Source organism: Pseudomonas sp. MWU12-2029 (assembly GCF_023242425.1).
Taxonomy (GTDB): Bacteria; Pseudomonadota; Gammaproteobacteria; order Pseudomonadales; family Pseudomonadaceae; genus Aquipseudomonas; species Aquipseudomonas kribbensis.
In genome coordinates, this window is sequence record NZ_JALJDY010000002.1 from 221624 (window position 1) to 235228 (window position 13605).

12 protein-coding genes and 1 riboswitch are annotated in these 13605 nt (G+C 62.6%); of the genes, 2 read left to right on the plus strand and 10 right to left on the minus strand.

All coding sequences use genetic code 11. The features are described 5' to 3' along the window. Positions 1-6 precede the first annotated feature (6 nt). The 7 genes from M5B44_RS05950 to M5B44_RS05980 all read right to left on the minus strand — a co-directional run bounded on the left by M5B44_RS05950 (position 7) and on the right by M5B44_RS05980 (position 6173). The gene (locus M5B44_RS05950; protein WP_134825277.1) at positions 7-531 is read right to left on the minus strand and encodes a TIGR02281 family clan AA aspartic protease; all 525 of its coding nucleotides are present in this window, start codon (positions 529-531) and stop codon (positions 7-9) included. Further along, a complete protein-coding gene (locus tag M5B44_RS05955; protein WP_248738537.1) occupies positions 528-1517 on the minus strand; it encodes an esterase-like activity of phytase family protein in 990 nt (329 codons plus the stop codon). The genes M5B44_RS05950 and M5B44_RS05955 overlap by 4 nt, the downstream gene beginning before the upstream one ends. Next, positions 1517-3424 carry a DNA topoisomerase IV subunit B gene (gene parE, locus M5B44_RS05960; RefSeq protein WP_248738538.1) on the minus strand — a complete coding sequence of 636 codons (1908 nt, stop codon included), beginning with the start codon at positions 3422-3424 and terminating at the stop codon, positions 1517-1519. The genes M5B44_RS05955 and parE overlap by 1 nt, the downstream gene beginning before the upstream one ends. Before the next feature lie 51 nt (positions 3425-3475). Beyond that, the gene (locus M5B44_RS05965; protein ID WP_085711138.1) at positions 3476-4084 is read right to left on the minus strand and encodes a YqiA/YcfP family alpha/beta fold hydrolase; all 609 of its coding nucleotides are present in this window, start codon (positions 4082-4084) and stop codon (positions 3476-3478) included. A 96-nt stretch (positions 4085-4180) separates the two neighbouring features. Then, a complete protein-coding gene (gene cpdA / locus M5B44_RS05970; protein WP_248738539.1) occupies positions 4181-4996 on the minus strand; it encodes a 3',5'-cyclic-AMP phosphodiesterase in 816 nt (271 codons plus the stop codon). Between the two features lie 116 nt (positions 4997-5112). Further along, a complete protein-coding gene (locus tag M5B44_RS05975; RefSeq protein WP_085711136.1) occupies positions 5113-5565 on the minus strand; it encodes a DUF1249 domain-containing protein in 453 nt (150 codons plus the stop codon). Beyond that, complete coding sequence (locus M5B44_RS05980) at positions 5556-6173, minus strand: NUDIX domain-containing protein (protein ID WP_134825273.1); 618 nt, start codon at positions 6171-6173, stop codon at positions 5556-5558. The genes M5B44_RS05975 and M5B44_RS05980 overlap by 10 nt, the downstream gene beginning before the upstream one ends. Positions 6174-6403: 230 nt before the next feature. On the opposite strand from M5B44_RS05980, the gene M5B44_RS05985 reads away from it, so the two are divergent. Then, positions 6404-7150 (plus strand): RsiV family protein, encoded by a 747-nt coding sequence (locus M5B44_RS05985; protein WP_192552768.1) that lies wholly within the window; start codon positions 6404-6406, stop codon positions 7148-7150. Here M5B44_RS05985 and cytX read toward each other — a convergent pair. Beyond that, positions 7119-8411 carry a putative hydroxymethylpyrimidine transporter CytX gene (cytX, locus tag M5B44_RS05990; RefSeq protein WP_134825272.1) on the minus strand — a complete coding sequence of 431 codons (1293 nt, stop codon included), beginning with the start codon at positions 8409-8411 and terminating at the stop codon, positions 7119-7121. The genes M5B44_RS05985 and cytX overlap by 32 nt on opposite strands. A gap of 94 nt (positions 8412-8505) precedes the next feature. After that, positions 8506-10395: a phosphomethylpyrimidine synthase ThiC gene (gene thiC, locus M5B44_RS05995; protein ID WP_085711132.1), complete on the minus strand. Its 1890-nt coding sequence runs from the start codon at positions 10393-10395 to the stop codon at positions 8506-8508. Positions 10396-10541: 146 nt separating this feature from the next. Further along, positions 10542-10647: riboswitch (TPP riboswitch) on the minus strand. Positions 10648-10853: 206 nt separating this feature from the next. Between thiC and M5B44_RS06000 the strand changes: the two genes are divergently transcribed. Next, a complete protein-coding gene (locus M5B44_RS06000; protein WP_114881190.1) occupies positions 10854-12287 on the plus strand; it encodes a TolC family outer membrane protein in 1434 nt (477 codons plus the stop codon). A gap of 31 nt (positions 12288-12318) precedes the next feature. Here the strand turns inward: M5B44_RS06000 and waaA are convergent, their stop codons facing one another. Next, the gene (waaA, locus tag M5B44_RS06005) at positions 12319-13599 is read right to left on the minus strand and encodes a lipid IV(A) 3-deoxy-D-manno-octulosonic acid transferase (protein WP_248738540.1); all 1281 of its coding nucleotides are present in this window, start codon (positions 13597-13599) and stop codon (positions 12319-12321) included. Positions 13600-13605 lie beyond the last annotated feature (6 nt).

Sequence of the window (13605 nt, forward strand, 5' to 3'; positions counted from 1 at the left end):
CGGGCCTCATCGGTTCGTTGTCTGGCGCAGCAGCATGGTGCCACCGCGCTGGGTAAATTCAAGTTTGTTCAGGGCGCTCATACCGAGCAGCACCTGGTCGCCATGCAGCCCTGGCGCCACCAGTGCGCGGACGTCCCGCAGCACGATGTCGCCCAGTTGCAGGCGGTCGATACGGGTGCGATAGCCCTGGCTCAGGCCGTTGGCCGTGCTCAGGGTCACACCGAAACCTTCTTCCAGCCGCAGGTCTTTCGCGACCTCGGCCGGGATTGCCACGTCGGTCGCGCCGGTGTCGAGCATGAACTCCACCGGCCGGCCGTTGATCAGTCCGCTGGCGACGAAATGTCCCTGGGCGTTACCCGCCAGTTTCACTTCGATCACGCCGCCCACCTGCTCCGAACTGACCACCACGTTGGGATTACGCTGGCGCTCTTCCCACTGGCCGAAAAACCGCGTGGCCAGAAACAGCGCCGCGCACCAGGCCAGAATCATCAACACCCGACCGGCGCGTTTGCCCGGTGGCTGCTGGCTCAAGGCTTGGCACTCCAGCCACCCTCGGGGGCGGCGAAACGCCAGACGATCGGGCGGACTTCGCCATCGGCGCGAGGGCCGAAGTTGTTGTCGACGCCGATCCAGGCACCCTCCGTATCAATCACCAACGCCTCTTCGAGCCCGAAGTTCTGGGCGTAGCGACGGTTGCCCTGCAACAGTTCGTCGGCATACGACCAGCAGCGCTCGACCTTGGCCGTCTGCGGATCGCGGCGACAGATCTGGTAGGCGTTGCGCTCAAGGGTGAACAGCTTGCCGTTGAACAATGACAGGTCGGAAAAGTCCCGGTTGACCGGTCTGGCTTTTGGAAACTGCGGCGGCTGCATTTCCATGCCGCCCTCGCTGAGCAGTACGCAGCGACCGTCACAGTCCCAGACCGTCTGCTGACGCTTGATCAGCAGCAGGCCACGGTTTTGCCGTTCGGCGGCCAACCACATCTGATCACCTGCCGGATTGATCGCCAGGCCTTCGAAGATCGCGTTGAATTGCAGCAGCATGCCGCTGGCCCGCGCCTCGCGAACCATCATCGGCGAGATTTTCAGCCACGAAGACGGCCCCTGCGGCGGCACTTGCAAGACGGCGGCGTGGCCTTCGCTGACAATGTAGCGATTGCCGGCGCTGTCGCAGGTGATCCCTTCGAAATCCAGATCGCCGCCACGGACGAACGACGCCGCCCAGGTCCGTGACTTGATGCCCCACGGCAAGCCGCTGTCGGGCACTGGCGGCGGATCGATGCGCACGGCCGTGGCCTGCCAGACCGGATCGCGGGTATCGAGACGATAGATCTGATCATCGTCGCGGTCCGAGACCGTCCACAGCTCGTTGCCGCACATTGCCAGCCCCGAGAGGTTGCCGCCGCGCATGCCTTCGACCGGATGCTCGGAGAGCACGCGCAGTTCCTGCACGGGCTCGGCCGACACCGTCATCGAGCCCAGCAGCAACGCACCCGCCAGGGCCCAGCAAAAGCGCATCAGGCCAGGACCTCAGCCAGGTTGCCCTTGGATTCGAGCCAGGACTTGCGGTCGCCGGCGCGTTTCTTCGCCAGCAGCATGTCCATCATTTCCGAGGTCTGGGCGAAGTCTTCGCCGAGGGTCAGTTGCACCAGGCGCCGGGTGTTCGGGTCCATGGTGGTTTCGCGCAGCTGCGGCGGGTTCATTTCACCCAGGCCCTTGAATCGGGTGACCTGCGGTTTGCCACGTTTCTTTTCGGCCACCAGACGGTCGAGGATCCCGTCGCGCTCGGCTTCGTCGAGGGCGTAGTAGATCTCTTTGCCCAGGTCGATGCGGTACAGCGGCGGCATTGCCACGTAGACGTGACCGGCATCCACCAGCGGACGGAAATGCTGGACGAACAAGGCGCAGAGCAAGGTGGCAATGTGCAGACCGTCGGAGTCGGCGTCGGCGAGGATGCAGATCTTGCCGTAGCGCAGCTGGCTCATGTCCTCGGCGCCCGGATCGACACCGATGGCTACCGCAATGTTGTGCACTTCCTGGCTGGCCAGCACTTCGCTGCCGTCGACTTCCCAGGTGTTGAGGATCTTGCCGCGCAACGGCAGGATCGCCTGGAATTCCTTGTCCCGCGCCTGCTTGGCCGAACCGCCGGCGGAATCACCTTCCACCAGGAACAGCTCGGAACGCATCGGGTCCTGCCCGGCGCAATCCGCCAGTTTGCCCGGCAGCGCCGGCCCCTGGGTGATGCGCTTGCGCTCGACTTTCTTGCTCGCTTTCAGGCGACGGCCGGCGTTGCTGATCGCCAGTTCCGCCAGCGCCAGACCGGTTTCCGGGTTGGCGTTGAGCCACAGGCTGAACGCGTCCTTGACTACACCGGAGACGAACGCCGCCGCTTCACGGGACGACAGACGCTCCTTGGTCTGGCCGGAGAATTGCGGCTCTTGCATCTTCATCGACAGCACGAAGGCGATGCGTTCCCAGACGTCTTCCGGCGCCAGCTTCACGCCGCGCGGCAGCAGGCTGCGGAATTCGCAGAACTCGCGCATCGCATCGAGCAGGCCCTGACGCAGACCGTTGACGTGGGTGCCGCCCTGCTCCGTCGGGATCAGGTTGACGTAACTTTCTGTGACCGAGGTGCCCCCCTCCGGCAGCCACAGCAGCGCCCACTCGACCGCTTCCTTGGTCCCGGCCAGGTTGCCGCAGAACGGCGCGTCCGGCAGACGCTCGAATTCACTGACAGCGTCTACCAGGTAGGAACGCAGGCCGTCTTCGTAATGCCACTCGACCTTTTCGCCGGTGCCTTTGTCTTCGAAGCTGATCAGCAGACCCGGGCACAGCACGGCCTTGGCCTTGAGCACGTGCTTGAGGCGGCTGATGGAGAATTTTGGCGAATCGAAGTATTTCGGGTCCGGCGCGAAGTACACGCTGGTCCCGGTATTGCGCTTGCCGACGGTGCCGATCACCTGAAGATCGGTGGCCTTGTAGCCGTCGGCGAAGGTCATCTCGTATTCGTTGCCGTCACGCTTGACCCGCACCCGCACCTGGGTCGACAAAGCGTTGACCACAGAAATACCTACCCCGTGCAGACCGCCGGAGAACTGGTAGTTCTTGTTGGAAAACTTGCCGCCCGCATGGAGCTTGGTGAGGATCAGCTCAACGCCCGACACTCCCTCTTCCGGGTGAATATCGACCGGCATGCCACGGCCGTCATCGCAGACTTCCAGCGAGTGGTCGGCGTGGAGGATGACCTGGATCGATTTGGCGTGGCCGGCCAGGGCTTCGTCGACACTGTTGTCGATGACTTCCTGGGCAAGGTGGTTCGGCCGACTGGTGTCGGTGTACATGCCGGGGCGTTTGCGCACCGGGTCGAGGCCCGAGAGGACTTCGATGGCGTCGGCGTTATAGGAGCTAGCGCTGGGAGTGGCCATAAGGTCTCGTCGTCAGTGTTCGGTGAATAAGAAAATTAAGGGGGCAACCGCTCACAGCGCGGTGAAATCGATTGCCTGAAACAAATCGGCGCCAATACCGGCAAAACTCAGCAACGCCGGCAACTGCCCGGCAAACCCCTGAAAACTGTGGTCGCCGCCGGCCTGAATGCGCAAGGCACAGGCCCGGTAATACTGCTGGGCGTGGCGATAGTCCAGGGTTTCGTCCCCGGTCTGCAACCACACCTGATAACGCTGCGAATCCTGCGGCGCCGGCACTTCCAGTTCGGCCAGGGCCGTCACGTGGTCGTGGGTCAATTCCCAGGTTTCATCGGTGTACAGGTTTTTTTGCGTCCCCAGATATCCGTCGAACATCCGGTGCGGACTGACGGCCGGGTTGACCAGCAGGGCTTTGAGGCCATGGCGTTCGGCCAGATGAGTCGCATAGTAGCCGCCGAGCGAGCTTCCCACCAGTAACGGCCGGCCCAGCTCGGCAATTGCCTGTTCCAGCTGACCGATGGCTTCACGGGGGTGGTGATGCAACGCCGGGACACGCAGTTGATCGCTCAAACCCAGACGCTCCATCACCTCGACCAACTGACAGGCCTTCTTCGAGGCCGGCGCGCTGTTGAAACCGTGGATATAGAGGATCGAACCGGACATTTGAGCTCCCTGGGTGTCGGCTAAAGAAAGCGGAGTTTACAGGGAGTCGAGGGTCGTTGGGCCAGCACCCGAGGAAATCAGCGCTGCACCCCTGAATCAGTAACCGTTGGAGCCGTAGTCGACCGTGAACCGGAAATCGGTGACACGCTCCACGCCTGTCTCGATCCGCCCGTCCGGCAGCAATCGCAACCAGCGATAGCCCGGCGCCTGCTCGCCGACCTTGAAGTCGACACTGCGCGGCTCGAACTGAATGCAGGTCGACGGCGAGGCGATCAGCCGCACGCCGTTGCGTTCGCGGTCGATCTCCTGATGCACATGTCCCCACAACACGGCCCGGGCCTGCGGGAAACGGTCGAGCACCTCGAAAAACGCTTCGGGATTGCGCAAGCCGATCGGCTCCATCCAGGCACAATCGATCGACACCGGGTGATGATGCAAGCACACCAGATGATGCCGCTCCGGCGCTTCGCTCAGGGCACGGGCCAGCAGTTGCAACTGGTCATCCTGCAAGTACCCCGGCACCGAGCCCGGCACCGCCGAATCGAGCAGGGTCACGCGCCAGTTGCCGACATCCACCACCGGTTCCAGCAGCGCACTTTGCACCGCAGCCATTTGCATGATCTGCGGTTCGTCGTGGTTGCCAGGGATCCAGCGGGCGGGTGCATCGATCTGCGCGGTCATCTGACGAAACTGCTGGTAGGACTCCAGGGTGCCGTCCTGGGACAGGTCGCCCGTGGCAATCATCAGGTCGATTTGCGGCTGTTGTTCGAGCACCAGCTCGATGACTTTTTGCAGGCTCTCGCGAGTCTTCATGCCCAGCAGCGCGCCGTCCGCCTCGGCGAACAGATGACTGTCGGACAGTTGCACCAGCAACGCCGCATCGGCAGTGGTCAGAGTCGATACGCTCGGCAAGGCGTTCTCCCAGGGCTGGACGCCGGGTCGGAAAGGTTCGCAATTATGCTGGGGGAAGGCCCCGGGAAGAAACCGCCGAACCGGACACAGTTCACAACTTGCCGCTGTAATAGAAACTATCGAACGGCGGCGTACTCGTGACCGCAGGCCAGGCAATGACTCAGCCACTCTCCGAGGAACAGATTGAGCTGGGCCTTTTCGTCCGGCTGATGCATGGCCGCATTGGGGTAAGGATAGACGCCGCGAAAGCGCCGCGCATGTTCGGCGCTGATGACTTCGGCCATGCGCGCGTCGTGATAGACCTGCACTTCCAGCTGTGGCACCGGCAGCCACGGCAGGCTGTGTTCCTGACGCACTTGCAGGGTCGTGGTGTATGGGCAGGTCTGCAACACTTCGATGGCCAGCACGCCGAGCATCTGGTCGCCCTGGGTCACGGCGATGCGCCGCGCCTCAGGTTCGCGGCGCATGTCCGGCAGCAGTCGCATCAGGCGCGCGTAGTTGGCCTCGCAGGCGGCTTGCAGGCCCACGAGGTCGACACGATAACGATCGCGCAGTTTGTTTACGACCATAACCCCCTCACTTCGGCGCGATTGAGCGCCAGCCACTGCAAGGCGATGATGCTCGCCGCATTGGCAATCCGGCCGTCGCGTACGGCCTGCAGCGCATCCTCGAATGCCCAGACCGTGACGCGGATATCTTCTGCCTCTTCCTCCAGCCCATGCAGGCCGCCGACACCTTCGGTGCTGCAACGCCCCAGAAACAGATGCACGAATTCGTTGCTGCCCCCCGGCGACGGGAAATATTGCATCATCGGCCACAACGCCTTGATGTCGAGTCCAGCTTCCTCCTGCGCTTCGCGGCGAGCAACTTCTTCCGGCACTTCTTCCTTGTCGATCAGACCGGCGACCAGCTCCACCAGCCACGGGTTGGCAGTCTTGCCCATGGCACCGACGCGAAACTGTTCGATCAGTACCACCTCATCGCGCTGCGGATCGTAGGGCAGCAGGCACACGGCGTCGTGCCGCACGAACACTTCACGATTGATCTCGCGGCTCATGCCGCCGGCGAACAGTTCGTGGCGCAAATGCACACGGTCGAGCTTGTAGAAGCCCTTGTAGCATTGTTCGCGTCGCACGATATCGATGGCGGCGGGAGTGGCTTTGGCAAGATCGGTCATGGGCATCCTCGTTTACTGCAATTCCAATACGAGGCTGCGTTTTTTGTGACGGGCAACCTCGACTTCGCGCCATCCTAACGCGCCCGCGATGTTTGATGCAGCCCCTTTACCGTCAGCGGGATGGACGGTGGAGGCGAAACCCACTCTAATTAGCTTAGTGGCGAACTGACCGCTTCACAGAGAGTCGAAGCGGTAACTTTTTGCCTTCCCCTGTTTCAGAAAGGACGCCCATGTCGCTTTTCAAAATCGCCTCCGTGGCGGCCATCGCCCTGACCCTGGGCGCCTGTGCCAGCCTGTTCCAGCCCAACTACCGCACGCCGCTGGAAACCACCCGCGACGCCTCGGAAACCCTGAAACCCGGCTGTTCCAACCCGGACTGCCCGCTGGTGAACATCGACACCCTGCACTTCCCGGCGGAGCCTGCGCTGGACGGCATCATCGAAAAACGCCTGCTGCAATTCACCCGCACCGAGCCGAACGCCCCGGTGGCGCCGACCCTGGCGGCCTATCGCGAGCAATTCCTGCGCACGGCCGGCCCGCGCAACAGCAGCTATTTGCAGGCGAAAGTACGCGAGCAGCATGACGGTCTGGTGATTGTCGAAGTGTCGAGCTACCTGGACACCGGCGGCGCCCATGGCACCCCGGGCCGCGGCTTCATCAACTATTCGCGCCAGCAGCACAAGGTGCTGAGCCTGTCGGACATGTTGGTGCCAGGTCAGGAAGAAGCGTTCTGGAAGGCTGCGCAAGTGGCGCATAACAGCTGGCTGATCAGCACCAAGCTCGATCAGGAACCGGAGTACGTGAAAAACTGGCCGTTCGTCAAAACCCCGCACGTGGCCCTGACTTACGGCGGCGTGATCCTCAAGTACGACGTGAGCACCATCGCGCCTTACGCGCTGGGCCACGTCGAACTGAAGATCCCTTACCCGCGCCTGAACGGCATCATCAAGCCCGAGCTGTTTCCCGGCCGTAACTGAAGGCCCGGCCCAGCACGAGTTGCAGCAGCCCTGCCAGGACCAGTGCCGGCAGGGTTGCGCCGACATCCGGATACAGGTTGGCCAGCAGGTGGTAAGTACTGATGCCACCCAGCCAGGCCAACAGCGCCGGCCAGCGCAACGCGGCCGAAGCCACCTGACCACTGCGCTTGCGCAGGATGAAGTGATCCACCAGCACCACGCCGAACAGCGGCGCAAATACCGAACCGATCAGCAGCAGGAAATTCTGGTACTGCGCCAGGGGCGCGAGCAGCGCGATCAAGGTGCAGATCACACCGATGGCCAAGGCCAGATGCTCGACTTTCAGGCGTAGCAGAATCCCGCTGGACACCGCTGCCGAGTGAATGTCGGCAAAGGCGTTTTCCGACTCGTCCAGCAGAATCAGCAACAGCGGAATCCCCAGACCGGCACCGGCCAGCGCCAGCAGCAGCGCGTTGACTTCACCGCTCGGCGCAAAGGCCAGGGTGTAAGCGACGCCCAGGCTCATCAGCCAGAAGTTGCCGATGAAGAAACCAATGGCCGTGCCACCGAACACGTTCTTCGCCCGCTTGCCGAAACGCGAGTAGTCGGCAATCAGCGGCAGCCACGACAGCGGCATCGCGATGGCAATGTCGAAGCCCACGGCGAGCGGCATCGAACCATCCCCGGCCTGTGCCCACAAGGCGCCCAGATCGGCCTTGGCGAACAGGTTCCAGGTCAGCCAGATGCACGCGGCCAGGATCAGCCAGATGCCCCATTTGCGCAGGATCTTGCGCACGAATGTCAGCGGACCGCTGACCGCGAGCAACGTCGCCAGTGCACCGAAGCACAACGTCCACAACATCGGACTTGCCCACAGCGAACCTTCGCTGAACGCACGGGTACCCAGCAGGCTGGCGGCATCACGCATGACGATGATTTCGAACGAGCCCCAACCGATCAGTTGCAGCAGGTTGAGCAGCGCCGGCAGGCTCGCGCCTTTGCTGCCAAGGCTGAGTTTCAGCGCGGCCATCGACGACAGGCCGGTGTCGCTGCCGATCACGCCAACGGCGGCCAGCAACAGGACGCCGACCAGGGTGCCAAGGAAGATCGCCAGCAGCGATCCCGACAGCCCCAACCCTGGCGCCAGCAGCGCACCGGTCTGCAAGACCATCAGGCCGATGCCGAGGGAAAACCACAGGGAAAACAGATCGCGACCGCCGAACACACGCTTGTCGGCGGGCACAGCGAGGTCGGGGGAATAAGTACCGGGTTGAATGCTCAAGGGTGTTATCTCAGAGGGACATTTGTTGTTGTGTCGATCAATCGCCAGCAGGCTGGCGATGGGGCCTGCACAGGCCCCACCCTTTCAGGTCAGATCAAACCTTCTTGTACAGCTGACTGCCTTCCTTCTTGAACCGCTCGGCCTGTTCCGCCAGGCCCTGGGCGACGTCCACGTCGACCGCGTCGATCCGCTGGTTGGCCGCGTATTCGCGGACTTCCTGGGTGATCTTCATCGAGCAGAATTTCGGCCCGCACATCGAACAGAAATGCGCGACCTTCGCCGAATCCTTCGGCAGGGTTTCATCGTGATACGAACGGGCGGTGTCCGGGTCCAGACCGAGGTTGAACTGGTCTTCCCAACGGAACTCGAACCGCGCCTTGCTCAAGGCGTTGTCACGGATCTGCGCGCCCGGATGTCCTTTGGCCAGGTCCGCTGCGTGGGCCGCGATCTTGTAGGTGATGATCCCGGTCTTCACGTCATCCTTGTTCGGCAGGCCGAGGTGTTCCTTCGGCGTCACGTAGCAAAGCATCGCGCAACCGAACCAGCCGATCATCGCTGCACCGATACCCGAAGTGATGTGGTCATAACCCGGTGCGATGTCGGTGGTCAGCGGGCCGAGGGTGTAGAACGGCGCCTCGTCGCAGCACTCCAGCTGCTTGTCCATGTTCTCCTTGATCAACTGCATCGGCACGTGGCCCGGGCCTTCGATCATGCACTGCACGTCGTGTTTCCAGGCAATCTTGGTCAGCTCGCCGAGGGTCTCCAGTTCGCCGAATTGCGCTTCGTCGTTGGCGTCGGCAATCGAGCCCGGACGCAGGCCGTCGCCCAGCGAGAAGCTGACGTCGTAGGCCTTCATGATTTCGCAGATTTCGTCGAAGTGGGTGTAGAGGAAGTTCTCTTTGTGGTGCGCCAGGCACCACTTGGCCATGATCGAGCCGCCACGGGAAACGATGCCGGTCACGCGCTTGGCGGTCAGCGGCACGTAGCGCAACAGCACGCCGGCGTGGATGGTGAAGTAGTCGACGCCCTGCTCCGCCTGCTCGATCAGCGTGTCGCGGAACAGCTCCCAGGTCAGGTCTTCGGCGACGCCATTCACTTTTTCCAGCGCTTGGTAGATCGGCACGGTGCCGATCGGAACCGGCGAGTTGCGGATGATCCACTCGCGGGTTTCGTGGATGTGTTTGCCGGTGGACAAGTCCATGACGGTGTCCGAACCCCAGCGAATGCCCCAGGTCAGTTTCGCCACTTCTTCTTCGATGGACGAACCCAGTGCACTGTTGCCGATGTTGCCGTTGATCTTCACCAGGAAGTTACGGCCGATGATCATCGGTTCCAGTTCGACGTGGTTGATGTTGGCCGGAATGATCGCGCGGCCACGGGCGATTTCTTCGCGGACGAATTCGGGGGTGATTTCTTTCGGGATGCTCGCGCCAAAACTGTGGCCGGCGTGTTGCTGGTTCAGCAGGCCGGCGGCGCGGGCTTCTTGCAGCTTCATGTTTTCGCGGATGGCGACGTATTCCATCTCGGCGGTGATGATGCCTTTGCGGGCGTAGTGCATCTGGCTGACGTTGGCCCCGGCCTTGGCGCGGCGCGGGTTGTTGACGTGGGCGAAACGCAGCTTGGTCAGCTCCGGATCGGCCAGACGCTCCTGACCGAAATTCGAGCTCAGGCCTGGCAGACGCTCGGTGTCGCCACGGTCGTCGATCCACGCCGAACGCACATCGCCCAGACCTTTGCGTACGTCGATCACCACGTTCGGATCGGTGTACGGGCCGGAGGTGTCGTAGACGGTTACGGGTGCGTTGATTTCGCCGCCGAAGTCGGTCGGGGTCACATCGAGGGTGATTTCGCGCATCGGCACGCGGATGTCCGGGCGGGAGCCCTGAACGTAGACTTTTTGCGAACGGGTGAACGGTTGAACCGACTGCTCGTCGACCTTGGCCGAGTCACTCAGGTTGATCGCGTTTTTAGATTTTGTAGTCATCACGGGCTCTCCAGACAGCATCCAGGCAGTGGATTGTCGGAGCAGAACCTGAAAGGCACGGACGCACCAGGACTGGTGCTGTGCATCGTCGTCGAGCGTTCGATTGTCGAACAATTTCCCGGACGAAGCACAAGAGGACTCGCCGGGTGACGAGAAATCTTGTTCCCTACGCAGGCGCTAACCTGATCAGGTTCAACGGGATCCGAAATTATTCGATCTCAGCCTCATAGCAAGGCACCCCGACAAGAACCCGGCCAGTCTAGACACAACCGGCAAAGAACGCCAACACCGCAGCAAACACCATGATGAATGGCGCAATTGCGGCGGCCGACAGGATTGTGAGCGCCTCAATGCGCTACTACACTCGCCTTGCCCTGCTGCGCCTTGACGCTATGCGGCCCGCGCCTTACCTTTGGCGCCCGGATTATTTCCATAATATTCATGCTAGGGATCGCCTCATGCTGCGCAAACTCTCACTGGCTGTTGCCGTGTCTTGTGCGTCCAACGCAATGGTCTGGGCAGCAGAAGCGCCCTTGTCGACCAGGACCGATCTGGTCAGCGTCTATCAGGAAGCGGTCGACAACAACGCCGATCTGGCCGCCGCCCGCGCCCAGTACGGCGCCCAGAAAGAAGTGGTGCCCCAGGCCCGCGCCGGGCTGCTGCCGAACCTCTCCGGCGGCGCCGAAACCGCCAGCGTGCGCACCTCGATCGACCAGCCTTCGGCCATCGCCAACCGCAGCGCGCACTCCTATCAGGCGACCCTGGCGCAGCCGCTGTTCCGCGCCGATCGCTGGTTCCAGTACCAGGCCGCCAAGGACGTCAACGAGCAGGCCGCGCTGCAACTGTCGGCCACCGAGCAGAACCTGATCCTGCAATCGGCCGAAAGCTATTTCAACGTGCTGCGCAGCCAGGACAACCTGGCCTCGACCAAGGCTGAAGAAGCCGCGTTCAAGCGCCAGCTCGACCAGTCCAACGAACGCTTCGACGTGGGCCTGTCGGACAAGACCGACGTACTTCAATCGCAAGCCAGTTACGACACCGCCCGGGCCAACCGGATCGTCGCCCAGCGTCAGGTGGATGATGCGTTCGAAGCGCTGATCACCCTGACCAACCGCCAGTACAATTCGATCCAGGGTATTGTCCACACCCTGCCGATCCTGCCGCCGGCGCCGAACGACGCCAAGGCCTGGGTCGACACCGCCGCCAAGCAGAACCTCAATCTGCTGGCCAGCAACTATGCGGTGAGCTCCGCCGAACAGACCTTGAAGCAGCGCAAGGCCGGTCACCTGCCGACCCTCGACGCCGTGGCCAAATACGAAAAAGGCGACAACGACGCCCTCGGCTTCTCCAACCCGAGCGCCTTCGGCACGCCGTATCACGGTAACGTCGAGCAGAGCACCGTGGGCCTGCAACTGAACATCCCGATCTACAGCGGCGGGCTGACCAGCTCTCAGGTGCGCCAGTCTTATGCACAACTGGATCAGAGCGAGCAGCAGCGCGAAAGCCTGCGCCGGCAGATCGTGGAAAACACCCGCAACCTGCACCGCGCGGTGAACACCGACGTAGAACAGGTGCAGGCGCGCCGCCAGTCGATCATCTCCAACCAGAGCGCGGTGGAAGCCACGGAAATCGGTTATCAGGTGGGGACGCGCAACATCGTCGACGTGCTCGACGCCCAGCGTCAGCTCTACACCTCGGTGCGCAACTACAACAACACCCGCTACGACTACATCCTCGACAACCTGCGCCTGAAGCAGGCGGCGGGGACGTTGAACCCGGGTGACCTGCAGGACCTGACCCGTTATCTGAAAGCCGACTACAACCCGGACAAGGACTTCCTGCCGCCGGATCTGGCCAAGGCCGCCGAAGAACAGCTCAAGGCCCGGCCTTAAACAAAAAACGCAGCCCTGAGGCTGCGTTTTTTTATGGGCGGTCGATCAACCGTCCCAGGCCATCGAGCAATCGCTGAAGAGCGCCCTGATTGCGGCGCATCACGCCCAATCCGGCTTCGGCCATGCGCTGTGCATCGCGCGGCAGTTCGAAAAGGCGCTGCACTTCCGTCGCCAGACCTTCGGCGTCATCCACCTCGGCCAACGCCCCGGCGCTGCGCAACTGCGCGGCGATGTCGAGGAAGTTGAATAGGTGCGGGCCGCTGATCACCGGTTTCGCCAGAGCCGCCGGCTCCAGCAGGTTGTGCCCGCCGTTGGGTACCAGGCTGCCGCCGACAAAGGCGCTGTCGGCCAGGGCGTAGAGAAACAGCAACTCGCCCATGGTATCGCCGAGCAGCACCGACGTTGCGGCATCGACGTTGGCGCCGGTCGAACGACGCACCGTGGCAAACCCTTCGTGCTGGCACAGTTCGAACACCGAGTTGAAACGCTCCGGATGACGCGGCACCAGAATCAGCAGCGCATCGGGATGGTTGGCCAGCAAACGGCGATGGGCATTGAGCACCACCTCGTCTTCGCCTTCATGGGTGCTGGCGGCGATCCACACCGGACGCTCCAGCGCCTGCCATTGGCCGCGCAGTTCAGCGGCGCGTTGCAGCAGTTGCGGGTCGATGGTCAGGTCGAATTTGATCGAGCCGGTGACTTCGACCGTCTCCGGGCGTGCGCCCAAATCGCGGAAGCGCCGGGCTTCGGCTTCGGTCTGCACGGCGAACAGGCTCATCTCGGCCAGCATCGGCGCGGTCAGTTTGCTGAACCGGGCGTAGCCTTTGGCCGAACGCTCGGACAGGCGTCCGTTGGCCAGCGCCACCGGAATCCCGCGTTTGGCGCATTGATGGATGTGGTTCGGCCAGAGTTCGGTTTCCATAATCACGGCAAGCTTCGGCTGCACACGATCGAGAAAACGCGCCGCCGCGCAGGGCAAGTCGTAAGGCAGGTAGCAGTGCTGGATGCGTGGCTCGTTGTCGAACAACGCGTGAATGCGTTCCGAGCCGGTCGGCGTCATGCAGGTCACGGTGATCGGCAGTTGTGGATAACGTTGCAGCAGCGCGCGGATCATCGGCGCGGCCGCAATGCTTTCGCCCACTGACACGGCGTGAACCCAGATACCACCAGGTTGCAGCGTCGGCATCCCGTAGGAGAATCGTTCGCCAATCCGTTTGGCATACGCCGGCGCCTTGCGCGAACGCAGCCATAGCCGAATCGCCACCAATGGCAGCCCCAGGTAAAACAGCGCGGTGTAGAGAGTTCTATTCATGGCGGC

What these genes read in the sequence shown, in the direction of transcription:
- M5B44_RS05955 (WP_248738537.1), bottom strand. Translation starts at nt 1,517, where the DNA reads ATGCGCTTTTGCTGGGCCCTGGCGGGTGCGTTGCTGCTGGGCTCGATG.
- parE (WP_248738538.1), bottom strand. Translation starts at nt 3,424, where the DNA reads ATGGCCACTCCCAGCGCTAGCTCCTATAACGCCGACGCCATCGAAGTC.
- M5B44_RS05965 (WP_085711138.1), bottom strand. Translation starts at nt 4,084, where the DNA reads ATGTCCGGTTCGATCCTCTATATCCACGGTTTCAACAGCGCGCCGGCC.
- M5B44_RS05975 (WP_085711136.1), bottom strand. Translation starts at nt 5,565, where the DNA reads ATGGTCGTAAACAAACTGCGCGATCGTTATCGTGTCGACCTCGTGGGC.
- M5B44_RS05980 (WP_134825273.1), bottom strand. Translation starts at nt 6,173, where the DNA reads ATGACCGATCTTGCCAAAGCCACTCCCGCCGCCATCGATATCGTGCGA.
- M5B44_RS05985 (WP_192552768.1), top strand. Translation starts at nt 6,404, where the DNA reads ATGTCGCTTTTCAAAATCGCCTCCGTGGCGGCCATCGCCCTGACCCTG.
- thiC (WP_085711132.1), bottom strand. Translation starts at nt 10,395, where the DNA reads ATGACTACAAAATCTAAAAACGCGATCAACCTGAGTGACTCGGCCAAG.
- M5B44_RS06000 (WP_114881190.1), top strand. Translation starts at nt 10,854, where the DNA reads ATGCTGCGCAAACTCTCACTGGCTGTTGCCGTGTCTTGTGCGTCCAAC.
- waaA (WP_248738540.1), bottom strand. Translation starts at nt 13,599, where the DNA reads ATGAATAGAACTCTCTACACCGCGCTGTTTTACCTGGGGCTGCCATTG.